Annotated in this window: 33 protein-coding genes; 2 read left to right on the top strand and 31 right to left on the bottom strand. The window is 65.8% G+C overall.

Features of this window, described 5'->3' with window-relative positions:
- Positions 1-24 precede the first annotated feature (24 nt).
- The 4 genes from BMX07_RS24810 to BMX07_RS23375 form a co-directional block, all read right to left on the bottom strand.
- Positions 25-180, bottom strand: a complete 156-nt coding sequence (locus tag BMX07_RS24810; RefSeq protein WP_175480257.1) for a hypothetical protein — start codon at positions 178-180, stop codon at positions 25-27.
- On the bottom strand, positions 177-479 hold the full coding sequence (locus BMX07_RS23385; protein ID WP_090623638.1) for a hypothetical protein: 303 nt from the start codon (positions 477-479) through the stop codon (positions 177-179). The genes BMX07_RS24810 and BMX07_RS23385 overlap by 4 nt, the downstream gene beginning before the upstream one ends.
- 137 nt (positions 480-616) lie before the next feature.
- Entirely contained in the window at positions 617-904 is a 288-nt protein-coding gene (locus BMX07_RS23380) for a DUF7410 domain-containing protein (protein ID WP_090623634.1), read from the bottom strand.
- A gap of 46 nt (positions 905-950) precedes the next feature.
- A complete protein-coding gene (locus BMX07_RS23375) occupies positions 951-2378 on the bottom strand; it encodes a hypothetical protein (protein ID WP_175480256.1) in 1428 nt (475 codons plus the stop codon).
- A gap of 95 nt (positions 2379-2473) precedes the next feature.
- Here BMX07_RS23375 and BMX07_RS23370 point away from each other — a divergent pair, with 95 nt between their 5' ends.
- Positions 2474-2740: a cytochrome C oxidase subunit IV family protein gene (locus BMX07_RS23370; protein WP_090623628.1), complete on the top strand. Its 267-nt coding sequence runs from the start codon at positions 2474-2476 to the stop codon at positions 2738-2740.
- 121 nt (positions 2741-2861) lie between these two features.
- On the opposite strand, the gene BMX07_RS23365 is transcribed toward BMX07_RS23370, so the two are convergent.
- Positions 2862-3422 carry a uracil-DNA glycosylase gene (locus tag BMX07_RS23365; protein WP_090623625.1) on the bottom strand — a complete coding sequence of 187 codons (561 nt, stop codon included), beginning with the start codon at positions 3420-3422 and terminating at the stop codon, positions 2862-2864.
- 234 nt (positions 3423-3656) lie between these two features.
- Here BMX07_RS23365 and BMX07_RS24805 point away from each other — a divergent pair, with 234 nt between their 5' ends.
- Complete coding sequence (locus BMX07_RS24805; RefSeq protein ID WP_175480255.1) at positions 3657-3818, top strand: hypothetical protein; 162 nt, start codon at positions 3657-3659, stop codon at positions 3816-3818.
- A gap of 45 nt (positions 3819-3863) precedes the next feature.
- Here BMX07_RS24805 and BMX07_RS23360 read toward each other — a convergent pair whose 3' ends face one another.
- The 26 genes from BMX07_RS23360 to BMX07_RS23235 form a co-directional block, all read right to left on the bottom strand.
- On the bottom strand, positions 3864-4601 hold the full coding sequence (locus tag BMX07_RS23360) for a sugar phosphate isomerase/epimerase family protein (RefSeq protein WP_090623621.1): 738 nt from the start codon (positions 4599-4601) through the stop codon (positions 3864-3866).
- A 150-nt stretch (positions 4602-4751) separates the two neighbouring features.
- Positions 4752-6128 carry an MATE family efflux transporter gene (locus tag BMX07_RS23355; RefSeq protein ID WP_090623618.1) on the bottom strand — a complete coding sequence of 459 codons (1377 nt, stop codon included), beginning with the start codon at positions 6126-6128 and terminating at the stop codon, positions 4752-4754.
- A 195-nt stretch (positions 6129-6323) separates the two neighbouring features.
- Positions 6324-7787, bottom strand: coding sequence for a preprotein translocase subunit SecY (gene secY, locus BMX07_RS23350; protein WP_090623614.1), 1464 nt, complete (start codon positions 7785-7787; stop codon positions 6324-6326).
- A 3-nt stretch (positions 7788-7790) separates the two neighbouring features.
- Entirely contained in the window at positions 7791-8279 is a 489-nt protein-coding gene (locus BMX07_RS23345) for an uL15m family ribosomal protein (RefSeq protein ID WP_090623610.1), read from the bottom strand.
- Between the two features lie 2 nt (positions 8280-8281).
- Positions 8282-8749, bottom strand: a complete 468-nt coding sequence (locus BMX07_RS23340; RefSeq protein WP_090623605.1) for a 50S ribosomal protein L30 — start codon at positions 8747-8749, stop codon at positions 8282-8284.
- Complete coding sequence (locus BMX07_RS23335; protein WP_090623602.1) at positions 8749-9405, bottom strand: 30S ribosomal protein S5; 657 nt, start codon at positions 9403-9405, stop codon at positions 8749-8751. The genes BMX07_RS23340 and BMX07_RS23335 overlap by 1 nt, the downstream gene beginning before the upstream one ends.
- Positions 9402-9950, bottom strand: coding sequence for a 50S ribosomal protein L18 (locus BMX07_RS23330; protein WP_090623598.1), 549 nt, complete (start codon positions 9948-9950; stop codon positions 9402-9404). The genes BMX07_RS23335 and BMX07_RS23330 overlap by 4 nt, the downstream gene beginning before the upstream one ends.
- Positions 9950-10399: a 50S ribosomal protein L19e gene (locus BMX07_RS23325; protein WP_090623595.1), complete on the bottom strand. Its 450-nt coding sequence runs from the start codon at positions 10397-10399 to the stop codon at positions 9950-9952. The genes BMX07_RS23330 and BMX07_RS23325 overlap by 1 nt, the downstream gene beginning before the upstream one ends.
- Positions 10392-11114, bottom strand: a complete 723-nt coding sequence (locus tag BMX07_RS23320; RefSeq protein WP_090623591.1) for a 50S ribosomal protein L32e — start codon at positions 11112-11114, stop codon at positions 10392-10394. The genes BMX07_RS23325 and BMX07_RS23320 overlap by 8 nt, the downstream gene beginning before the upstream one ends.
- A gap of 3 nt (positions 11115-11117) precedes the next feature.
- On the bottom strand, positions 11118-11651 hold the full coding sequence (locus BMX07_RS23315; protein ID WP_090623588.1) for a 50S ribosomal protein L6: 534 nt from the start codon (positions 11649-11651) through the stop codon (positions 11118-11120).
- Between the two features lie 2 nt (positions 11652-11653).
- A complete protein-coding gene (locus tag BMX07_RS23310; RefSeq protein WP_006180007.1) occupies positions 11654-12046 on the bottom strand; it encodes a 30S ribosomal protein S8 in 393 nt (130 codons plus the stop codon).
- 1 nt (position 12047) lies between these two features.
- Positions 12048-12233, bottom strand: a complete 186-nt coding sequence (locus tag BMX07_RS23305) for a 30S ribosomal protein S14 (protein ID WP_090623585.1) — start codon at positions 12231-12233, stop codon at positions 12048-12050.
- Positions 12226-12765 carry a 50S ribosomal protein L5 gene (locus BMX07_RS23300; protein ID WP_090623694.1) on the bottom strand — a complete coding sequence of 180 codons (540 nt, stop codon included), beginning with the start codon at positions 12763-12765 and terminating at the stop codon, positions 12226-12228. Before BMX07_RS23300 ends, BMX07_RS23305 begins: the two co-directional genes overlap by 8 nt.
- The gene (locus BMX07_RS23295) at positions 12758-13492 is read right to left on the bottom strand and encodes a 30S ribosomal protein S4e (RefSeq protein WP_090623581.1); all 735 of its coding nucleotides are present in this window, start codon (positions 13490-13492) and stop codon (positions 12758-12760) included. The genes BMX07_RS23300 and BMX07_RS23295 overlap by 8 nt, the downstream gene beginning before the upstream one ends.
- A complete protein-coding gene (gene rplX / locus BMX07_RS23290; RefSeq protein WP_090623578.1) occupies positions 13489-13845 on the bottom strand; it encodes a 50S ribosomal protein L24 in 357 nt (118 codons plus the stop codon). The genes BMX07_RS23295 and rplX overlap by 4 nt, the downstream gene beginning before the upstream one ends.
- Positions 13846-13847: 2 nt before the next feature.
- Positions 13848-14246, bottom strand: a complete 399-nt coding sequence (locus BMX07_RS23285; RefSeq protein ID WP_006180012.1) for a 50S ribosomal protein L14 — start codon at positions 14244-14246, stop codon at positions 13848-13850.
- Positions 14246-14680: a 30S ribosomal protein S17 gene (locus BMX07_RS23280; protein ID WP_090623575.1), complete on the bottom strand. Its 435-nt coding sequence runs from the start codon at positions 14678-14680 to the stop codon at positions 14246-14248. Before BMX07_RS23280 ends, BMX07_RS23285 begins: the two co-directional genes overlap by 1 nt.
- The gene (locus tag BMX07_RS23275) at positions 14671-15135 is read right to left on the bottom strand and encodes a ribonuclease P protein component 1 (RefSeq protein ID WP_090623569.1); all 465 of its coding nucleotides are present in this window, start codon (positions 15133-15135) and stop codon (positions 14671-14673) included. Before BMX07_RS23275 ends, BMX07_RS23280 begins: the two co-directional genes overlap by 10 nt.
- Before the next feature lie 14 nt (positions 15136-15149).
- Positions 15150-15374, bottom strand: coding sequence for a 50S ribosomal protein L29 (gene rpmC, locus BMX07_RS23270; RefSeq protein ID WP_090623565.1), 225 nt, complete (start codon positions 15372-15374; stop codon positions 15150-15152).
- Entirely contained in the window at positions 15374-16342 is a 969-nt protein-coding gene (locus BMX07_RS23265) for a 30S ribosomal protein S3 (protein ID WP_090623560.1), read from the bottom strand. Before BMX07_RS23265 ends, rpmC begins: the two co-directional genes overlap by 1 nt.
- The gene (locus tag BMX07_RS23260) at positions 16342-16821 is read right to left on the bottom strand and encodes a 50S ribosomal protein L22 (protein WP_090623556.1); all 480 of its coding nucleotides are present in this window, start codon (positions 16819-16821) and stop codon (positions 16342-16344) included. The genes BMX07_RS23265 and BMX07_RS23260 overlap by 1 nt, the downstream gene beginning before the upstream one ends.
- 7 nt (positions 16822-16828) lie before the next feature.
- The gene (locus BMX07_RS23255; RefSeq protein WP_090623552.1) at positions 16829-17251 is read right to left on the bottom strand and encodes a 30S ribosomal protein S19; all 423 of its coding nucleotides are present in this window, start codon (positions 17249-17251) and stop codon (positions 16829-16831) included.
- Entirely contained in the window at positions 17248-17970 is a 723-nt protein-coding gene (locus tag BMX07_RS23250) for a 50S ribosomal protein L2 (protein ID WP_090623546.1), read from the bottom strand. The genes BMX07_RS23255 and BMX07_RS23250 overlap by 4 nt, the downstream gene beginning before the upstream one ends.
- Positions 17971-17972: 2 nt before the next feature.
- A complete protein-coding gene (locus tag BMX07_RS23245; RefSeq protein WP_090623536.1) occupies positions 17973-18227 on the bottom strand; it encodes a 50S ribosomal protein L23 in 255 nt (84 codons plus the stop codon).
- On the bottom strand, positions 18224-18976 hold the full coding sequence (gene rpl4p, locus BMX07_RS23240; RefSeq protein ID WP_090623533.1) for a 50S ribosomal protein L4: 753 nt from the start codon (positions 18974-18976) through the stop codon (positions 18224-18226). The genes BMX07_RS23245 and rpl4p overlap by 4 nt, the downstream gene beginning before the upstream one ends.
- A 3-nt stretch (positions 18977-18979) precedes the next feature.
- Entirely contained in the window at positions 18980-19999 is a 1020-nt protein-coding gene (locus BMX07_RS23235; protein WP_090623529.1) for a 50S ribosomal protein L3, read from the bottom strand.
- Positions 20000-20001: the final 2 nt, after the last annotated feature.

The following is a 20001-nucleotide window of genomic DNA, read 5'->3' as shown; positions in this document are numbered from 1 at the left end:
TCGCTGAGCCACGCTGACTGCGCGCTACGTCCCGTTTCGGAGCCGAATCGAGACCCCGATGATGACGGCGACGGCGACGACGAGAACGCCACCGACGAGACGGGGACGGACGAGTGGGACGGAGCCGTCGGTCCGCTCGGGGGTGTCGCTCGAGCCCGTCGTCTCCGGTTCGACCGTCACGCGAGTCGCGACGAGCGCGTCGGCGGCTCGGGAAGGGAGACCGCGAAGTTTTCGTGGACGGCCTCGACCGCGCTCTCGGGGACGCTCGCCGCCTCGAGTCGGACGACGACCGCGACGGTCGTCCCGTTCGTCGGCAGGTCGCCGTCGATGACGACGTCGTCGGTGGACGCGACGGTCCGGTCGGGATCGCCGCTGGTCCCTGCACCGAGCGCGATCGGCGCGAGAACGGACGCGAAGAGGAGACAGACGAGAACCGCGAGAACGCGAAGCGATACCGAGCCGAACCGGGGAGACGCCATGATACGGTCACTGAGTAGTCACCGAATAAAGAAATTCTGGACCGGGTACCAGTCGGGACCGCCCGTGATCGACGGCGAGACGGCGGACAGCAGCGTCTTCGACGCCCCGAGACGGTCACCGCCGCCGCGAGGGAGGCTCAGCCGGCCCAGACCAACGCGTAAATGAACGTAAACAAAAAGTACACCAGGAAGACGGAGATAGCGGCCTTGAAGTGGAACGTGAAGAGTTCGTACTCCTCGTCGTCCCGTTCCTCGTCGAAGGCCTCGCGTTCCGCCTCGGTACACTCCTCCGGGTGGTCGACGCCCACGTGAAACGTGACGTAGCGATCGGACCGGAACGGCCGACCGCAGTAGGGACAGCTCGCCGCGGGCGCCTCGTCCGCGGGCACGTCGTACGCTCGCTCGAGCGCGCGATCGGTCGCCATCGCTCGACTGTTGTGGCGGCGCGAGCAAGTGATTGCCGGTTTCGCGTTAGCTCGGAACGTAGGGCGGACTCGTCGACCCCTGCGAGACGAGGTACAGGCTCACCATGGTGAAGAAGATCATCACGACGATGAGCGGGTACTGGCTCCGGATCGCCTGGAGCTTGCCGGGAAACAGGTCGAAGGAGACGGTGTGTGTGACCCACACCGCGAGGAGGTGACCGAGCAGAATCCCGGCGATCTCGACGTAGCCGAACCAGCCCGGCAGGGCGTACCGCGTGGGGTTCGGCGGCGGGTGCAGCGGCATCGCCAGCGCGTCGACCAGCGACGGCCACAGCGAGAGTCCGAACCCGATGTAGTGTGCGAAGTGGTAGCCGGCCGCGATGGCGAGCAGCGGTGCCGCGAGCCTGAGCCCGAGGTACTCCCGAGACAGGTAGGTCTCGGCCCGGTCTCGAGTCCGATCGATGGCGATCCAGTAAACCTTCCAGAAGAACCCGAACCCGCCGACCAGCAGGAGTAGATAGACGAGCACCGGCGGCAGTCCGATTCCGACCAGGGCTTCGATGGTGCGGACGCCGAGCGGCGTGACGATGAACCCGCTGTAGGTCAGTTCCCAGACCAGCGCGAGCACGAACGCCACGAGCGAGCGGTCGGTGACGAGGTCGGCCTCGCTCAGCCGGGAACCCGGGTATCGGAGCTCGAATCCGTCGTCGGTCCGCTGGATCGGCGCGACGGACCCGTAACACCGAAACCACAGCGAGAGCGGGTCGCCGCGACGGAACCACGCCTCCGGCGAGAAGACGACCGCGCTCGAGATCGTAAACAGCGAGTACATGAGGAGGATGGCCACCAGCGCCCGCGGCGACGAGGTCAGGGGCGCGACCACCTCGAGCCAGACGAACGTCAGCAGCGCCACCACGGCGGGCCAGGAGCCGTAGGCCTCCGGGTAGGTCTCGTAGCCGTTCGGCAGCGCCTCGGCGATCCGCCGCCAGGGGTTGAGTGCCGGCCACGGGTTTCCGACGGCGTACGTGCCGATGGTCAGCAGCGAACGCCCGCCGACGAACGTCAACAGAACGGTTCCGCTGATCAGTCCGATGTTCGGCCCGAGTATACCCACGGCGAAGAGCGCGACGAGTCCGAGGACGCCGACGACGCCCAGCAAGAGCGATCCCGCGGCGAGCAGCCGGTCTACGGACGCCTCGAGCGCGCGGTCGTGGTACGTTCCGATCACGTCGCGGTCGGTGACGAGCATCGTCAGCAGTGCGGAGGCGCCGACGGCACCGCCGCCCGTCGCGAGGTAGAGCCACGTCGGGACGCTTACGTCGCTGCCCCCGGAGAGACCGGCGGCGACGTTGCTCGCGGCGACGACCCCGGCGCTGGTCGCGAGAACCGCGACCGCGACGGCCAGAACGATACCGGTTCGGCGGGCGAGAGCCGACCGTTCACTCATTGTCGGCGATTCGGGTCGGCGCCCCATCTACGTGTCGCTTCCGCCTCTCTCCGATCGCAACGAACCACCGCAGAGAACCGCATGAGGAAGGTATAAGTATCCGTCACCCACATTCCACACTAATGGCGAGCATTCGGACGTACAGCCTGATCTACGTGGCACTGTTACTGCTTGCGACAGGGAAGTTCGTCTTCTTCCACTTCCCCGAAGTGTTCACCTACCAGATGGCAGTCGGCGGCACGATGGTCCTGGCAGCGATCAAGGTGTCGCTGATCGCCGGCTACTTCCAGCACCTCAAGGACGAACCCCGGTCGATCACCTACCTGATGCTCACCGCGGTATTCATGGTGTTCCTGCTCACCCTCGCTGCGGGATACTCGATCCAGTAGGCCCGTCGTCGGTCCATCCGTCCGGACCGTCGATTCGGCTTCTCTCTTCGCTTCTGTCGTCGCCGCCACCGTCTTCCGTGTCGACTCGTACCGTACCGATAGCTCGGCCTCGAGAACGTCGTTACGCTACTTCGAGGGCCGTCGCCAGATCCGACTCGACGGCGTCGACCTTGGTTCGATCGTACAGCGCCGCTGCGGGATGGAACGCCGGCACGACGGTTCGGCCCTCGCGCTCGAACGCCCGGCCGTGGAGGTCGGTGATCGTCTCGTCGGTGTCGAGGAGCTCGGCCGTCGCGAAACTCCCGAGCGGGACGAGCACGCTCGGATCGATCCGCTCGATCTCCGCCTCGAGCACCGGCCACCAGGCCTCGACCTCGGCGACGTACGGATCGCGGTTCTCCGGCGGCCGCACCTTGACGAGATTGGTGATGTACAGCTCGCGCCGGTCGACGCCGATCGCCTCGAGCGCACGGTCCAGTTGCGATCCGGCCTGTCCGACGAACGGTTCGCCCCGTTCGACCTCCCGTTCGCCGGGCGCCTCGCCGACGAGCATCACGGCCGCGGACAGCGGGCCGACGCCCGGAACGGATCGGTCGGGATCGTACTGGTCGTCCGGCACCGCACTGAGGACGTCCGCGAACGCCGTCTCGAAGTCCCAGTCGGTCGGCGGTCGGTCGGTCATACCGTGAGGGACGACGACGGCGAGGAAACGCCTTGTCGCTGCGTATGCTTCCCCGGCCGTTCGACGGACACACCGACACCTCTCGCCGAGCACTGCGCCGATTTCGCTCGTCTGTCACCGCTCGAGCGTCGGTGCGCCGGCCGAAACGCGTCGACGACGGTCGGTCGAGCGGAACGGGGCGGGCATATGCATGCTGTATCGATTTCCCTCGAACGGGCGGAGAGTGAAGGAGCAATGGCATTCCAACCGCCGATCGAGTGTCCCCTCTGCCGAGACGTCCTGGAACTCGACAGGACGCTCGAAGACCATCTGGTCGAGGCCCACACGCACCTCGAAGTCGCCCGCTCGCTCGCCACGCTCCACGAACGGAGCGGTGTGCAGCCGGTCTCGGACTGACCGCCGCGCCCGCTCAGTCGATCAGTCAGACAGTCACTCAATCGCTCAGTCGCTCAGTCGGGACGCGAGCGTCCTCGCCCCGTGCTCGAGCGATCGACGCGGGTCCGTCGGCTCGTCGTGCTCGTAGACGAGCCACTCCGCCCCTGCGTCGCGGGCGGCCGCGACACACGCGTCGACGTCCACCTCGCCGTCGCCGAGTTCGACCGGCCGTCCCCCGGCCACGTCTTTGACGTGTACCAGCGGCGCTCGCCCCTCGAGCCGCTCGAGCAGCGCGACGGGGTCGCGTCCCGCTGCGACCGCCCATCCCACGTCGAGTTCGATGAACAGGGCGTCGTCCGTCTCGTCGAGCAGGAGGTCGAACGCGCTCCGCCCGTCCGGGAGGTCGACGAACTCGTGGTCGTGGTTGTGGTAACCGAGTTCGAGATCGCGGTCCGCGAGCCGATCCGCGAGCGTCGAGAGCCGGGCGGCCGTCTCCCGAACCGCCGTCGCGGTCTCGAAGTGCGTCCGATCCAGGTACGGGACGACGACGCGTTCGCAGCCGAGCGCGGCGCAGGTCTCGCAGACGTCGTCGAACTCGCCCTCGAGCGCGTCGATTCCCACGTGAGCGCTCGCGGCCTCGAGCCCGTGCGCCGCCAGCGCATCGGTGACATCCTCCGTCGGGGACTCCCCGAAGCCGGCGAACTCGACGCCGTCGAACGCCGTCTCGGCGACGCGGCGGCACAGCGTCGGGACTCCCTCCTCGAGGTCGCGCAGCGTGTACAACTGGATCGCAGTTCTTCCCATCTCGTCCGCGGTATCACACCCCGGGGAGAAGAATCATCCCGTCTCGTTCCCCGTCGCTACCGCCGCGCGTCGCGCTCGCAGCTCGGCTCCCGCTCGACACGACGAGCCCGGCGATCCGCAGATCGCAGTCGGGCGCTGGCACAGCGCCGGTCAATCCGGTATCTCGGTGCGTTCCGCTATCATCCCCGCCGCCCGGTCGGCCCAGTCTCCCCAGACGAATCCGGCGACGGCGACGAGCGCCCAGCAGCAGTAACTCAGGACGATCCCCAGGTAGATCCCCGACAGTCCCCAGCCGAGGGGAACCGCGAGCAAATACGAGGTGCCGAGCATGAAGCCGAACGTGCCGACCGCCCTGGCGTAAAAGGGGGTTCGAGTATCCCCGGCCCCGCGCAAACTGCCGGCGAACGGGAAGAAGATCCCGAAGAAGGGCATCGAGACGCCGAAGACTCGAGTGAACGCGATCGCGTGGCCGCGCGTCTCGGGGTCGGACGTGAAGATCGCAGCGAGCGGCTCCGCCCCGAGGATCAGGACGACACCGGCGAGCCCCATCGTGACGACGCTCAACGCCGCGATGGCGAACCCGGCGTAGCGCGCGTCTGCGGGATTACCCTCGCCGAGCAACTGCCCGACGACGATGCTCGCAGCAGTGCTGATAGCACGATAGATCGGGCCGGTCAGTTGCTGGTAGATCCGACGGCCGATGTGGTAGGCGGCGTTGACCTCCGTGCCGAACAGGAGCAACAGCGAGTTGAACGGGAAGTTGGCCACTGACGTGCTCATTCCCTCGGCGACGTTCGGGAGACTGACGCCGACGATCTGACGGGTGATCGTGAGCGATCGCGGCCGTGCGAACGCCAGGTCCGTCCAGGGAGTGACGATGGCGGCGGTGATCGCGACGGCCTCGAACGTTCGGGCGAGCAACGTCGCGAGGCCGATGCCGACGATGCCGAGGCGGGGCGCGGGGCCGACGCCGAGGGCCAGGACGACGGTCGCGGTCGCGTTACAGAGGTTGGCACCGCCGTTCACGAGCATCGGCGTGACGGTGTCGCCGGTGCCCTGCAGCGACCGGGCACCGACGAGGCCCACGATGCGCATGGGGGCCGCGGCGAACACCACGGTGAGGTACGACGCGCCGAGGCGAACGACCTGCTGCTCGGCGCCGAGGACGGCGATAAAGGACTTCGAGAACAGCAGGCCGGCGGCGATCAGCGGCAGTCCGGCCAGCGCCCCGAGCAGGAACGCCTGGGTGATCGCCCGGTCACGCGTCGCTGTGGCCGCCCGCCCGGTATCCTGACTCGAGAGGGCTATCGCGCCCGTTCCGAGACCGAGCCCGATTCGCAGCGGAATCTGGGCGTACAGGTCGGCCAGGCCGATCGCGGCGACGTACGCCGGGGCGAACAGGCCCGCAACCACGATGTCGACCGTCCGCATCAGCGTCGTCAACGACTGCTGGACGCTGATCGGCCACGACAGCGAGACGGTTCGTCGCCAGACCCCGAACAGGCGGCCACGGTCGACGGTGACCATACACCCTCGAAGAGAGCGAACGTGTGGATGAGGGTTTCGAACACGGAACGGCGGGCTAGCCGTCGAACACGTGACGGGAGCGCTCCGGAGCCGTCCGCGGGTCACCTGACTATCCGTCACGGGTTCACTGAGAACGAGACAGCCGCGTCAGAAGCGTCGAAAATAACGGAAAGCGGCGACGAGTGCAGCGATTCGCTACTCGTTGCCGAACATCTGGCGCATCATCGGGTGCATCTCCATGAGCTGCTCCTCGGCGATCTCCTCGTACAGCTTGTACGTAATGGAGACCGCGAGCAGCAGGCCCGTTCCAGAGACCTGTCCGATAGTGCCGAGCATGTTGGCCCAGACGGCCAGCAGGCCGACAAGTGCGCCGCCGATGACGGTCACCTGTGGAATGTACCGCTCCATGACCTTCTCGATGACGCCGACGTTCTGTCGGAACCCGGGGATCTGCATCCCGGAGTTCTGGATCTGCTTCGCCGTCGATTCGGGACCCATGTCGGTGGTCTCGACCCAGAAGATCGCGAACACCGCGCCGCCGACCACCATGAAGGTGAGGTCGATGCCGACGCGGATCAGCACTTGCCACCACTCCTGGGAGATGTTCGCGGTGATCCACAGCCAGTCGTCGGGCGAGTAGATCGGGGCCACGTAGTAGAAGAACCCGCCGGTGGGCTGGCCCTGAGCCGAGTAGGTGCCGAGCCAGCCGGGCATGCTGCCCCACTGGCTATTGAGAATCTGCCCCATGAACTGGACGTTCGCTTGCACTGCTCGAACGAGGATCATCGGCAGGACGCTCGCGTAGATGAGCTTCACGGGGAAGCGACCGCGAGCCCCCTTGACCCGGGCGTGGCTCAGCGGGATCTCGACGCGGACCGACTCCGCGTAGACGACGATCGCGAAGATCAGGAGCGTCGTGAGGAGGGCGATGATCTGCCCTTCGTTGATCAGCAACGTCTGCAGCCCCGCACTGGAGACGAGCGACCCGACCTCGATCTGCCCCGTCAAGATCTGGTACCAGTTGTAGAAGAACCCGCCCGGTGCGGGCTGGATGAGTCCGGTGACCAATCGCTGGCTCACGCCGGCGATGATGAACAGGCCGATCCCGCTGCCGACGCCCCACTTGCTGACGACCTCGTCCATATAGAGGATGAGGATCCCGCCAACGAGGATCTGGGCGAACATCAGGAGCTGGACCTGCGACTGGTCGAGGGCGAACCCGCCGAGTTGCAGCTGCTGCTGGGCTGGCAGGAAGCCGCCGGCGAACACCATCGGAAGCCCGGTCAGGACCACCATCACGACGACCAGCAGCTTCTGGAGGCCCTGGTAGAGGACCTGATCACGCGGATCGTCGGTGTCGAGTCCGAGCAGGTTCGCGCCGCCGAGCAACTGCAAGACGATGCTTGCGGTGACGATCGGTCCGATACCGACCTGCAAGACCGACCCGTGTGCTCCGGCGAGAATCGCGCGGAACTCCCCGAAGAAGTCTCCCGAGCCGCCCGTCTGATACCCGAGCAGCGTGACGTTCGTCAGGAAGAAGTACAACATGAGGATGCCGGCCGTCCACATCAGCTTCCGCTTGAAGGGAACGTGTCCCTCCGGACGGCGCACTGCTGGCATCCGCGTCAAGACCGGTTCGGCGGCTTCCTTCCATCCCATATGTTATTCCTCGTCCTGTTCGGCGTCGGCTTCAGCGTCGTCGTCCTCCTGCCCGCGCTCCGAGACGACTGCCTCGCCGCCGGCAGCCTCGAGTTTCTCGCGAGCGGCGTCGGAGAACGCGTCCGCCGTCACCGTCAGCTGGTTGCGGACCTGTCCCGATCCGAGGACCTTGACGACGTCGACCTCGTGGCCGTCCTCGACGATGTCGCGTGCGTCGAGTTCGTAGCCGCCGTCGGTCTCCTCGGCGAGGTCCTCTGCGGCGTAGAGGATCGCGTCCTCGTCTAGCTTCTGGACGTCGATCTCCGCGACGTCCTCGCGGATGTCGTGGGGTCGCTTGAAGCCGTGTTTACCCTTCGGTTCGTAGTTGTGGAACTCGTGTTTGCTTCGCCCGGCGCGGCCGCGGCCACCACGGTGGCCTGCACCGCGTCGATTCTTGTGAGAACCGCCGCTGTGGGTCCGCGATCCGCGCTGGCGTCGTTTTTTGCTCGTCATGGTTATCGCATCGATTCTAGGAGGTCGTTAATCTCCCCCGTTGTATGCTTTCCGAGTTGGCCGCCCTCGACGGTCGGTTTTTTGATACCGGCGTGACCCCCCCGAGGTGGGTGGAGTCGAAGTGTCGGTGACAGTCCCTCGTCACGAAGCGTCGTCTCCTCCGCCAGGAGCGCCTCGGCCAGTTCGCCGAAGCCGTCGTACGCCGTGTTGTCGGCGAGCCACTCCTCGTCGACGTCCGACTGGTCGCCCTCGAGGGGCTCGGCTCGCTTCGCGAGCAGCGTCTCCAGTACCGCAGCGTCGGGTTCGCCGTGGGCAACGTAATCGTTGACCTTGGCGATCATCCCCTCGTACGCGTCGGTCTCGGGGACGAGCGCGCAGTGGTTGACGCTGTGGATGTTGAGCATCGACAGCGTGTCTTCGACGTCTTCCTGTCGGTTCACTTCGCCGCGAACCTGAACGATCGCCTTCATCACTCGCTCACCTCAGCTTCCTCTCGGTTGGGTCGTCGCTGTGGGTGGCGCGACTGAGACGCGTTCTCGAGCGCGTTGTACGTCGCTTTCGCGAGGTTGACCGTGGTTCGGGTGTTGCCGTGGCTCTTGGTCCAGGCGTTCTCGATGCCCGCCAGTTCGAGAACGTGGCGGACGGTGTCGCTGGCGGCCAGTCCCAGCCCTTCGGGGGCGGGGATGATCTCGACCTCGACGGAGCCGGCCTTGCCGGTCGTCCGTCGGGTCAGCGAGTGTGGCCGATCCGAGCGGTCCTCCCAGGAGCCCGAGCCGCGGGGCACCTGAATCATGTTCAGCTTCGCGATACCGATCGCCTTCTGGATGGCGGACCCGACCTGATCGTCTCGACCTTCGGCGTAGCCGATGAAGCCGTCGCGGTTGCCGACGGCGACGACGCACCGGAACTTCACGCGCCGTCCGGAGTCGGTCATCCGCTGGACCATGTTGATGTCCAGCACTTCGTCTTCCAGTCCGGGAAGGAGCTGGTCGACGAGTTCGGGTTCCTTCAGCGGGAGGCCCGAGTTGAGGGCGGTCTCCATGTCCTCGATTTCGCCCTCCTGGACCATCCGGCCGAGACGGGTGACGGGTTCCCATCCGCTGTCGTTGTAGTTGTTTCCACTCATTCGAGAATCGCCTCTCGTACCTCGTCGAAGTGTTCGGGGAGGTCGGTCGCGTCGAAGTCACCGCTGTACAGCGGCTCGTCGAGCTGTTCCGCGTACTCGGCGATGTGCTCGCCGCGCGTTCGCGACCAGTCCGCGAGCACGCTGTCGTTGTGCGGGATCTCGAGGCCGGCGTCGATCGCGCCCTCCTGTACCGCGAACACCTTGTTCCCGGGCGTCGCCGTGTTGAGACCGATGTCGAGGACCGCTTCCTCGAGACCGGCGTCGACGGCTCGTTTGCCGGCCAGCAGGCCGGTCAGGTACGCCGCGGAGATGTTGCTCGTGGGTGCTTCCCAGCCGTACTCCTCCAGATCGCTCGAGTGTGCGCTCGCGAGCGTCTCGTCTCCCTGAGGTCCGGGAGTGATCAGCTGCGCCGTAGTGTGCTTGTTGCTCTTGCGAGCAACGAGGCGGGGCTTCCCCGATTTCAGCAGGCGCAACCTCTGGTGGTAGTCCGTCCGGACCTCACGGCGACGCCGCATCGGCACTTTGTATCGTGGTCCTGTCGCCATTATTGGTCACCGTAGTTTTCGTCGATGTAGTTCAACAGGTACCGAACGCTACGGAACTCCCCGCCGCCGGCCTTCTTGTAGAGCTGGCGGTACTGCGTGGGCGTCAGTTCGCCCTTGTCGCGGAGTTCGCGCAGCTTTCGGCGCTGTGCGCGAATCTTGTTCTGCCATTCGTCTTTCTCGTTCTGGCGTGCGCCCTTCTTGCCGCGTCGCTTGCCCTGCCCGTTCTGGTGGCCGTAGGCGCGCTTCGCGTTCCGTTCGCGGGCGCGACCCCGGGAGTTGCCCGAGGGTTCGTCGGCCTGAATGCGACCCTCGTCGACGAGTTCGCGGATCTCGTCGCGCGTGATCGCTTCGGCGATGTCGCCCTGGGCATCGGGATCGAGCCAGATGCGGTTCTGCCCGACGTCGAGGACGTCGGCAGCCAGTCGCTTCTGTGCTGAGAGATCAGTCATTTGATTCCACCTCGACTTCCTCGTAGGTCGGATTCAGGACGCGGACGTCCTGCTCTTCGGCGAGTTCCTCGATCCGTTCGCGCTTGCGCGCGCCAACCGAGGAAGAGATCCGAACCGCCTCACGGGAGCCGTCGACGCCCTCGAGGTCGTCCGCGTTCTCGACGTAGACTTCCTCGAAGCCGCTGGGGTGTTTGCCGCGGACGGCTTTCGGCGTGCGGTAGCCGGCCTGGACTTTCGGGCCCTTGCCCTTGACGCCGCGGCGCTGCTTGGACAGCTGGCCGCGGGGTCGACGCCACGACTCCGGCGTCCGCTTTTTCTTGTGGTAGTCCTGTCGGTTGAACTGCGGCTTCCCGTCGCTCTGCCGGCGGTTGAGGAGTCGCTCCTCGTTCTCGGAGAGCTCGGGCGTCTTCTCGGTCAGCCCGCGGGGCTGCAGTTCCGTCTCGACGTCTTCGTCGGGTTCCGCTTCCTCCTCGACGCCTTCGTCTTCGATCTCGGCCTCGGTCTCCTCGGTGACCTCGAGGTCACCGACGTCGGCCTTGATTCGGGCGGCGAGCGCGTTCCCGACGCCATCCGCCTCCGCGAGGTCGTCCTGATCGGCCTCTTTGACGTCCTGGATGGACTCGAAGCCGGCGTCACGGAGCGCGTCTGCCTTGCTCGCGCCGACGCCGCTGATGTCCTCGAGTTCCTGGGGTTCGTCCGATTGATCGTCTGCCATCTATCAGGCACCTCCTTTGGCGGGTTTGTTGGTGATGTAGACCCCGTCCTGGAAGATACGGGTGTCTTTGCCGCGGACCTTCGTCAGCTGCTCGATGTCGGCGGCCGTCTGTCCGACGTCTTCCTTGCTGGGACCGGAGAGGACGAGCTGCTCGTCGTCGACGGTCACGTCGGTCTCACCGTGGATAGTCGTTCGTCGCGGTGCCTTTTCGCCGAGGAAGTTCTCGATGACGACCTCGTCGCCCTCCACGCGGACCTGCATCGGGAAGTGAGAGTAGAAGACTTCCATCTCGTACTCCCAGCCCTCGGTCACGCCGTGGATGGCGTTGGTGATGTGGCTCTCGAAGGTGCCGACGGTCGAATTCGTCTTCGCGTCCTCGGCACCGCTCTCGATTACCACCTGGTCGTCGTCGGTCTCGACGGTCACGTCGGGGTACCAGAGGCGGCGCGTAACGCTGCCTTCCGGGCCCTCGACGGTCACATCGAAACGGTCGACCTCGACGGTTACGTTCTCGGGGATTTCCAGTTCGACTCGCATGATTAGTAGACGTATGCGATCACCTGACCCCCAATACCCTGCTCGCGCGCCTCGTAGTGGCTCATGATGCCACTGCTCGTCGTGACGACGAGCGCACCGAAGTCTCGAGCCGGGAGATAGCGCTTCTCCCACTTCTCGAAGTCCTCGGCACCAACGGCGTAGCGGGGCTTGATGGGGCCGCACTCGTTGATCGCTCCTTTCAATTCGACCTCGAACTGACCGGCTTTGCCGTCGTCGACGTACTCGAAGCCGTCGATGTACCCGCGGTCGTAGAAGACCTCGAGCACGCTGCCGATCTCGTTCGAGGCGGGCGTTACCTCGTGGGTGAGATGACCCACACTCTCGGCGTTATCGAGTCCCGAGAGCGCGTTGCTGAGTGGATCGTTTCCGGTCATATTATCGGTACTTCTTGAATCCCATGTCGCGGGCGATCTCGCGGAAGCACTGCCGGCAGAGATTGATGTCGTACTTCCCGACAAGTCCCTGCTCGCGGCCACAGCGCTGGCAGGACTCGACCTGCCCCGTTCGCTTCGCTGCGTGCTCGCCCGTGTGGTCGTTTTCTTCTGTTTCGCTTTCACTCATCGTCCGTGCCCTCCACGCTCACGTCGAAGTTGGCCTCGATGAACGCGACTGCGTCCTCGGGGGTCAGTCGGTGCTTCGACGGGATCGATCGGGTTGCCTTGTCGCGCTTGGCGATGCGGTAGCCCGGACGCACCAGGTTGACGGTGACGTCCAGCCCGTAGATCCCGACGTTCGGGTCGTACTCCTGGCTTGGGAAGTCGGTGTGTTCCTCGACACCGAAGCTGAAGTTCCCCGTGTCGTCGAACTGCGCCGGCGAAATTTCCGTCAGCGGCAGCGACTTCTCGAGGAACGCGTAGGCGTCGTCGTCGCGGAGGGTGACCTTCGCGCCGATCGGATCGCCCTGACGAATCCCGAAGTCGGGTTCGGTCTTCTTCGCCTGGGTCCGGACGCTTTCCTGCCCGGTGACCTCCTCGATGATGTCCTCGGCCTTGCCGAGTTCGCGACCGCCCTGGCCGACGCCCATGTGGACGACGACTTTCTCGACACGCGGTTCGCGCATCTCGTGGAAGTCGCCAGCGTCAGCTTCACTCATCGTCCGCACCTCCGCTCGCGGTTTCCGACGCTTCCGCGTCGCTCGTGAAGTTCTCGTCGATGACGACGACGTACTCTTCGACGGTCTCGAAGCCGTCGTCGTCCGTGGAGACGCCGACGCTGTTCGAGCCGCTGCCCGGCGTGACGTCGATCGCGTCGATCTCGCCGACCTTTCCGCCGTGGTTGCCACGGACGGCGGTCACGAGTGCGCCTTCCTCGTAGGGGAAGTGCGCGACGACGGACTTGTCCTCGTTGTCGACGACGATCGAGTCTTTCGGCGTGTACTCGTCGTTGTCGACGATGACGTTCGTGCCGTCGTGCAGCGTCAACTGGGTATCGCCACCCGTCACCTGCTGCTTGTTCACGATCTTGCCGAGGCGGCTCTGGGCCGATTCCTCGTCGATCTCGGTCAGCGCGAGCCGACCGCCCTCGTCGGGGAAGACGCGATAGTACTCCGCTCGAGCGGGGAACGCCACGATGTCGAACATGCCGATCGGGCGCTGTTCGTCGTTGATGGGGTCCCCGTTGATGAGGATCGCGTCCTCCGAGAGGGCGTACCGTGCTTCCTTCCGCGAGTCCACGTAGCCGAGCACGTCCCGCAGGAGGACGACGAGCGGCACGCCGTCTTCACCGTGGGGACCGGCGTCGGCCTTGACCGTGAAGGTCTCGGTCTTTCGCTCGACCGGCCAGGACTTCGGTACCGATAGTCGTTTCTGGTGTTTCGTCATTCGCTATCACCTTCGAGACGCGCCTCGCGACGCTCGTCCTCGAGGTCGAGCGCCGTGATGCGGACGTTCGACGGGTCGAGCGGCCGTGGCACTTCCTCGCCGTCGGCCGTCTCGACGGTCACGTCCTCGACGTGGATGGTTCCATCCTCGAGAATCGCGCGCAGGACCTCGCCTTCGTCGCCGGCGTGGTCGCCACGCATGACCTCGACCGTGTCGCCCGCGTTGACGCGGGTTCGACGGGTGTCGTACTCCTCGCGGAGCTCGTCGGACAGCGTCGCGTGCAGCTGCTTCTGTCGCTTGTGCAGCGGCGCGCGTTCCGTCTGGGTTCGCTGTTTGTGTGGTTGCTTGGTCATATCTATACGATCATCGTCGCCGTGCTGGCGATTGCTCCGAAGCGCTCTGCGACTTCGCGGGCGATCGGCCCCTTGATCTCGGTGCCGCGGGGCTCCTCGTTCTCGTCGATGATGACCGCCGCGTTGTCCTCGAACTTGAGACGCGTCCCGTCCGGCCGGCGGATCGACTTCCGCTGGCGAACGACGACCGCCTCGAGGACCTGTCGGCGCATCTCCGGGGTACCCTTGGTGACCGAAACGGTCACCTTGTCACCGATCCCCGCCTTCGGCTGGCGGTTCTTGGTGCCGTGGTAGCCCGCGACGCTGATGACCTTCAGCTCCCGCGCGCCGGTGTTGTCGGCGCACGTGACCAAAGACCCTTTCTTGAGGCCCTGCGTGACGTCGGCCTTCATCGCCTCCATCACTGATCACCCTCGTCGGCCGCGGCGAGGTCCTCGTCGGAGAGCTCCGGCTCAGGCTCGGCCTGACTCGTGAGCTCGGCGAGGTCCGCCGCAGTCGCTTCTTCGGTTACTTCGACGACCACGTGCGATTTCGTCTTCGACAGTGGTCGGGTCTCTGCGATCTTGACCGTGTCACCGACCGAGAGCGGCTCGAGCACGCCCGGTACGTGTGCCGGGATGCGCGAGCGTCGTTTCATGTGTCGGTCGTACTTCGGGACCGCCACATCGTACTCTCGCTCGACGACTACGGTCTTGTCCATGTCCGTCGAGACGACCGTCCCCTCGAGGATCTGCCCTCGAACGGAGAGTTCGCCGTAGAACGGACACTTCTCGTAGTCGTATTCCTCCGGGTTCTCTGGTTCCGGAGGGGTTTCAACGTCTAGTCCTATTGCCATGGTGAGTCACCACTCGTTTCCGTGCGTCGGGCGGGCCGTGAGAGCAGCCGCGATCCATCGACCGTAACGTAGGCTACATCCTCGCCGGCAGCGCGACGGCGGTCCCGCGAGGGGGCGTCGTCGCGACAGCCGGCGGCGTCGCCGCCGGCTCGGTCCGCTGTGGCGGATTGCTCCGCCGCAGCAGGTTGAGTGTCGGCCAGTTTGGACGCAGTCCCCGATCCCTTCTCGAGACCGGCGGCGTCATCTGTGATCGCGAACTCGAACGTCGAGCCCGACTTCGGCACCATCACGACCCGAGACTCGCCGTCGTCACGAATCTCGATCGACAGGGTCTTCGTCGTCTCGATGACGACGCGGCCTTCCAGCCCCACACGCGCGGCGTCGTCGCTCTCGACGACTCGCACGGGGAGCCCGTTGAGTTCGTGTCGCGGCAGCGTTTCGGGTGTCAGTGCCATTGTGTGTGGATACGTTATTCGGCGTCCGCTTCGTCCTCGAGGTCGCCTTCCTCGCGCTGGATCGTCTTGATCCGGGCGATGGTACGACCCAGCTCGCCGATGCGGCCCGGATTCTCCGGGGCGCCACCGGCGGCGAGGACGGACTTCTGGTTCAGCAGTTCCGTCTCGAGTTCCTCGAGTTCTTCCTGCCGTTCGGCAGGGGTCATGTCGCGGATCTCTTCGACGTGGAGGATCGCCATCAGGCGTCACCTCCCTCGTCCGCGTCGTCCGCGTCGTCCGCGTCGGCTTCCATCTCCTCGACGAGCTCCTCGGCTTCCGCTTCGACGTCGTCCTCGAGCTCCTCGAGTTCTTCCTCGACGTCCTCGTCGCCGCCGGGGACCTCGACTTCTTCGAACTCCTCGTCGGCGTCGGACTCGACCTCTTCCTCGATGACCTCCTCGACGACGTCCTCGTCGAGGTCGGCCTCGGCCTCGGTCTCGACGGCCTCGTCGGCCGCGGCCTCGGCACCGCTGTCGGCGGCGTCGGCCTCCTCCGGTTCACCCTCGAGGAGTTCCGCGACACCGCCTTCCTCGTTGACTTCGACGGCGTCCGGAACGACCTCCTCCGGGTCCATGTCCTCGTTGACCGCGAAGTCGTCGGGCAGCTCCGCACCCGGCGGGATGATCTTGACGTCGACACCGATGGTGCCGAGCTTCATGACCGCGACGCCTTGCCCGTGGTCGACGACCTCCTCGGCGGGCTCGCCGTTGTGCTTGATGTAGCCGCGGTTGAACTTCTCGACGCGCGAACGCGCGCCGGTGACCTTCCCCGAGAGGACGATCTCCGCACCGAGCGCGCCGGCTTCCATGATCCGGTCGATCGTCGTGTGACCGGCTTTCCGGAAGTACCAGCCGCGCTCGAGCGCGTTGGCCAGTCGGTCCGCGACGATGCGCGCGTTGAGGTCGGGTTCCTCGACCTCTTGTACGTCGATCTGAGGGTCCTCGAGGTTGAACTTCTCCTCGAGGGCCGTCGTGACCTTTCGGATGTTCTCGCCGCCTTTGCCGATGACCATCCCGGGCTTCTCGGCCTTGAGGACGATCTGGGTTCCCATCGGCGTCTTGGCGACGTCCATACCACCGTAGCCCGCGCGGCCGAGCTCTTCCTGGAAGAACTCGTCGATCTGGGACCGCTGAAGGCCGTTCTCGATGAATTGGTGTTCGTCAGCCATTAGCTATCGTCCTCCGCTGTTTCGTCGACTTCTTCGACGACGATCTCGACGTCGACCTGCGGCGTGTTCCACGAGGACGCACGTCCCATCGCGCGGGGCTTGCGACCGACGGACTCGCCGACCTTGTGGGCGGCGACGTGGACGATCTCCATCGACTCGCCGTCGAAGCCCTGGTGATCCGCGTTGGCCTCGACGTTCTCGAGCAGGTCGAGAAACTCCTTGGAGACCTTCTCCGGGTACTTGCCGGCGTCCCAGCCGTCGATGTCGGATCGATGTCCGGCACCGGTGTTGTGGGACTTGAACGGCACCGACTGTACCTCGTCGATCACGTCCTGGAGATACGCCCGGGCCTCGCCGACGGTTCGACCCTTGATCTCGCGTGCGACCTCCTTGCTGTGCTTGTTGCTCATATGACGCTCCCGAAGCATGGCTTTCGCCGTGGCGTCGGGGTCGGCGTCGACTGAGTAGTTGATTCCCATACGTGGATCACTTCAGTGGGACGAACTTCGACGATCGGGTCGCGCCGATACCGGCCTGTCCGTGCTCGACGGAGGTCCGCGTTAGCTGGAACTCGCCGAGATAGTGGCCGATCATTTCGGGTTCGACGCGGACGCGCTCGAACGACTGTCCGTTGTAGACCTCGAAGGTCAGTCCGACGAACTCGGGCAGGATCGGCATATCCCGCAGGTGCGTCCGGATCGGGTCGTTCGCCGTCTCCTCTTCGCCCTTCTCGCTGGCCTCCTCGCGAAGCTTCTCCTTCTCGACGGAGAGGCCGCGTTCGATACTTCGCCGCTGTCGAGCGGGTAGCAGTTCCACAACCTCGTCGAGCTCCATCTCCTGCAGCTCCTCGAGCGTGTAGCCGCGGTAGGTGAACTCACCTTCGCGGCCGGTTCGGTACTCCTGACTCATTTGTTGCCACCTCGACCGGTGCGTCGGGACGAGATGTCACCGACCTTCCGTCCCGGCGGGGCGTCCCGCGAGACGGACTTGGGTTTGCCGGGGTGCTGTCGGCCGCCGCCACCGAACGGGTGGTCGACGGCGTTCATCGCGACACCGCGGACGCGGGGCCACTTGGTGCCCCGAGCTTTCATCTTGTGATACTTGTTCCCGGCCTTGACCATCGGCTTCTCCGTGCGCCCGCCGCCGGCGACGACGCCGATGGTGGCGCGACACTGCGGATCGAGGCGCTTGACCTCGCCGCTGGGAAGCTGAATGACCGCCGCGTTGCGGTCGTGGGTGATCAGGTCCGCGTTGGTCCCCGAGGCGCGAGCGAATCGACCGCCGTCGCCCTGGTTCGCCTCGACGTTACAGACCGGCACCCCTTCGGGAATCTCCGCGAGGGGGAGCGTGTTACCGGGCTTGATCTCGGCACTCACGCCGACCTGCAGCTCCTCGCCGACGGAGATGCCTTCGGGCGCGAGGATCAGTCGCTGATCGCCGTCCTCGAACTCGACGGCGGCGATCGGCGCCGATCGGGCCGGGTCGTGTTCGATGTCCACGACCGTCCCGCGGACGAGATCGTCGTCTTCCTCGTTCTTGTGATCGAGCTTCGCCTTGTACCGGTGGGAGGGGGCGCGGAACGTGGAGCTCCCGCGACCGCGTCGTTGTCCCTGAATGCGTCGTCCCATTCTCAGAACACCCCGATTCGCGAAGCGACTTCCTGTGCGTCGTCCTCCTCGTCCAGGCGGACGATCGCTTTCTTTTTCCCCTTCATCGTTACCTGCGTGTTGATGTTCCGGACCGAGATCTCGAACCGCTTCTCGATCTCGTCGCGGATCTCCGGCTTGGTCGCGTCCGGGTTGACGACGAACTGGAGCTTGTTCTCGAAGTCCATGTCGTTCATCGCCTTCTCGGTTACGAGCGGGTGTTCGATGACCGAGCTCATCGGTCGGCCACCTCCTCGAGTGCGCTCTCGGTCCAGACGGTCAGCCGTCCGGGCTGTGCGCCGGGCGCGAGATCCTCCGCGTTGACCTCCGCTGCGGTGGTCACGTCGGCACCCGCGAGGTTCCGGGCCGCTCGCGACGGGCCGGTCTCGCTCGAGGTGACGAAGAGGATCGACGTCGGCGTCTTGTACTTGCGGCCGCGGGCTTTCCCCTGCCCGGAGCGGACGCTGCGACCCTCGTCGGCGCGTTCGATGTCGTCCGCGAGGCCGGCTGCCTCGAGGAAGTCGACGACCTCGGCGGTCTTCTGGAGGTCCTCGAACTCGTCGTCGACGACGACGGGGATCTCGACGTCTTCGTCGAACTCGTGGCCGCGCTCGGCGACGAGTTCGGCGTCGGTCGTCGCAGCGATGGCGCTGCGGACGGCCAGTTTCTTTGCTTTCGTGTTGATCGATTCGGACTGGTCCTTCTCGGCTTTCGGCGGGTGGGCCTTGCGTCCTTTGACGGCCTGGGGAACGCGTCGTGCGCGACCCTCCTGTCGTGGAACGTGGGCCATCCCGCGGCCGCTGCCGAACGATTCGGCCGGCGTTCGGAGGCCGGCGAACTCGTCGGAGCCGTAGTCCTGTTTTCGGTTTGCCTGTGCGGCGCGCACGGCGCGGCCGATCAAGTCCGGGCGGTACTGGGTCTCGAAGACCGCCGGGAGCTCGACCGTGCCCGCGTCCGAGCCGTCCAGGTTTCGTACTGTTGCGTCCATGTGTTATCCCTGGTTGGATGCGGTGGAGACGTAGCGAACCTCGGGATCGAGGCGCGGCTGGTCTCCGGGTCGGATCGCCGGGCGGAAGCGTACGAGACGCTGCTGCGGCCCGGGGAGCGAGCCCTTGATCAGCGCGTGCGGCCCGTCGACTTCGCCGTAGTTGACGAAGCCGCCGTCGACCGTCGCGTCAGCGCCGTCGCCGATGTCGACGAGGCGCTTGTTCAGTTCCGTCCGCTGGTGGTAGCCGGTCTGCCCCTGCTGGGGGACCGTCGAGCGGACGCGGGACGGGTTCCACGGGCCGAGGTTGCCGATGCGGCGACGCCAGCCCTGCCGGGCGTGTTTGCCCTTGCGTTTCTGGACGCCCCATCGCTTGACGGGGCCCTGCGTCCCTTTCCCTTTCGTGACGCCGCTCGCGTCGACGTACTCGCCGGCGCGGAACACGTCGTTCATGACGTGCTCGCCGCCGTCCTCGATCGCCTCGAGGGCGAAGTCGACGCGGTCGTCGACGGAGCCGCCGCCGACGCGCGTTTCCATCACGTCCGGTTTCTTCTTCGGCACCGAGGGAACGTCCCCCGGGACCGTGTGGGTGATGACGCGGACGTCGTCGACGCGTCCCTCCTCGTGGAGGGCACGGAGCTCGTCCGTGGCGGCGTCGGTGTCGTAGTCGTCACCGGGAAGGTCGAGAACGCGATCGAGTTCGGGAACGAACTCGTCGGTCCAGACCTCGGTTATCGGCTTCATACCGTACGGCGTGTCTTCGTATGCTCGCAGTGCGACGGCGCGCATCGGCGGCGTCTCCACGATCGTCACGGGGACGGTCTGTTCCATCCCCTCGGTCGGCGAGTTCGCTTGGTCGTCGACCATGACGACGTGGGTCATGCCGGCCTTGTAGCCCGCGAAGCCCTGGAGCGTCGGCTGTCCGTCGTCGTCCGGCCACGAGTTGAAGCGTGGGACCTCGCTGGTCGCACGCTTTCGTGGGCCGAACCCGAGTGAGCCTTTGCGTGGTGTATTTGCTTGTGGCATTC

The organism is Natrinema salaciae (genome assembly GCF_900110865.1).
Lineage (GTDB): Archaea > Halobacteriota > Halobacteria > Halobacteriales > Natrialbaceae > Natrinema > Natrinema salaciae.
The sequence above is the reverse complement of the archived record's forward strand: the minus strand, read 5'-3'. Positions and strand labels throughout refer to the sequence as shown.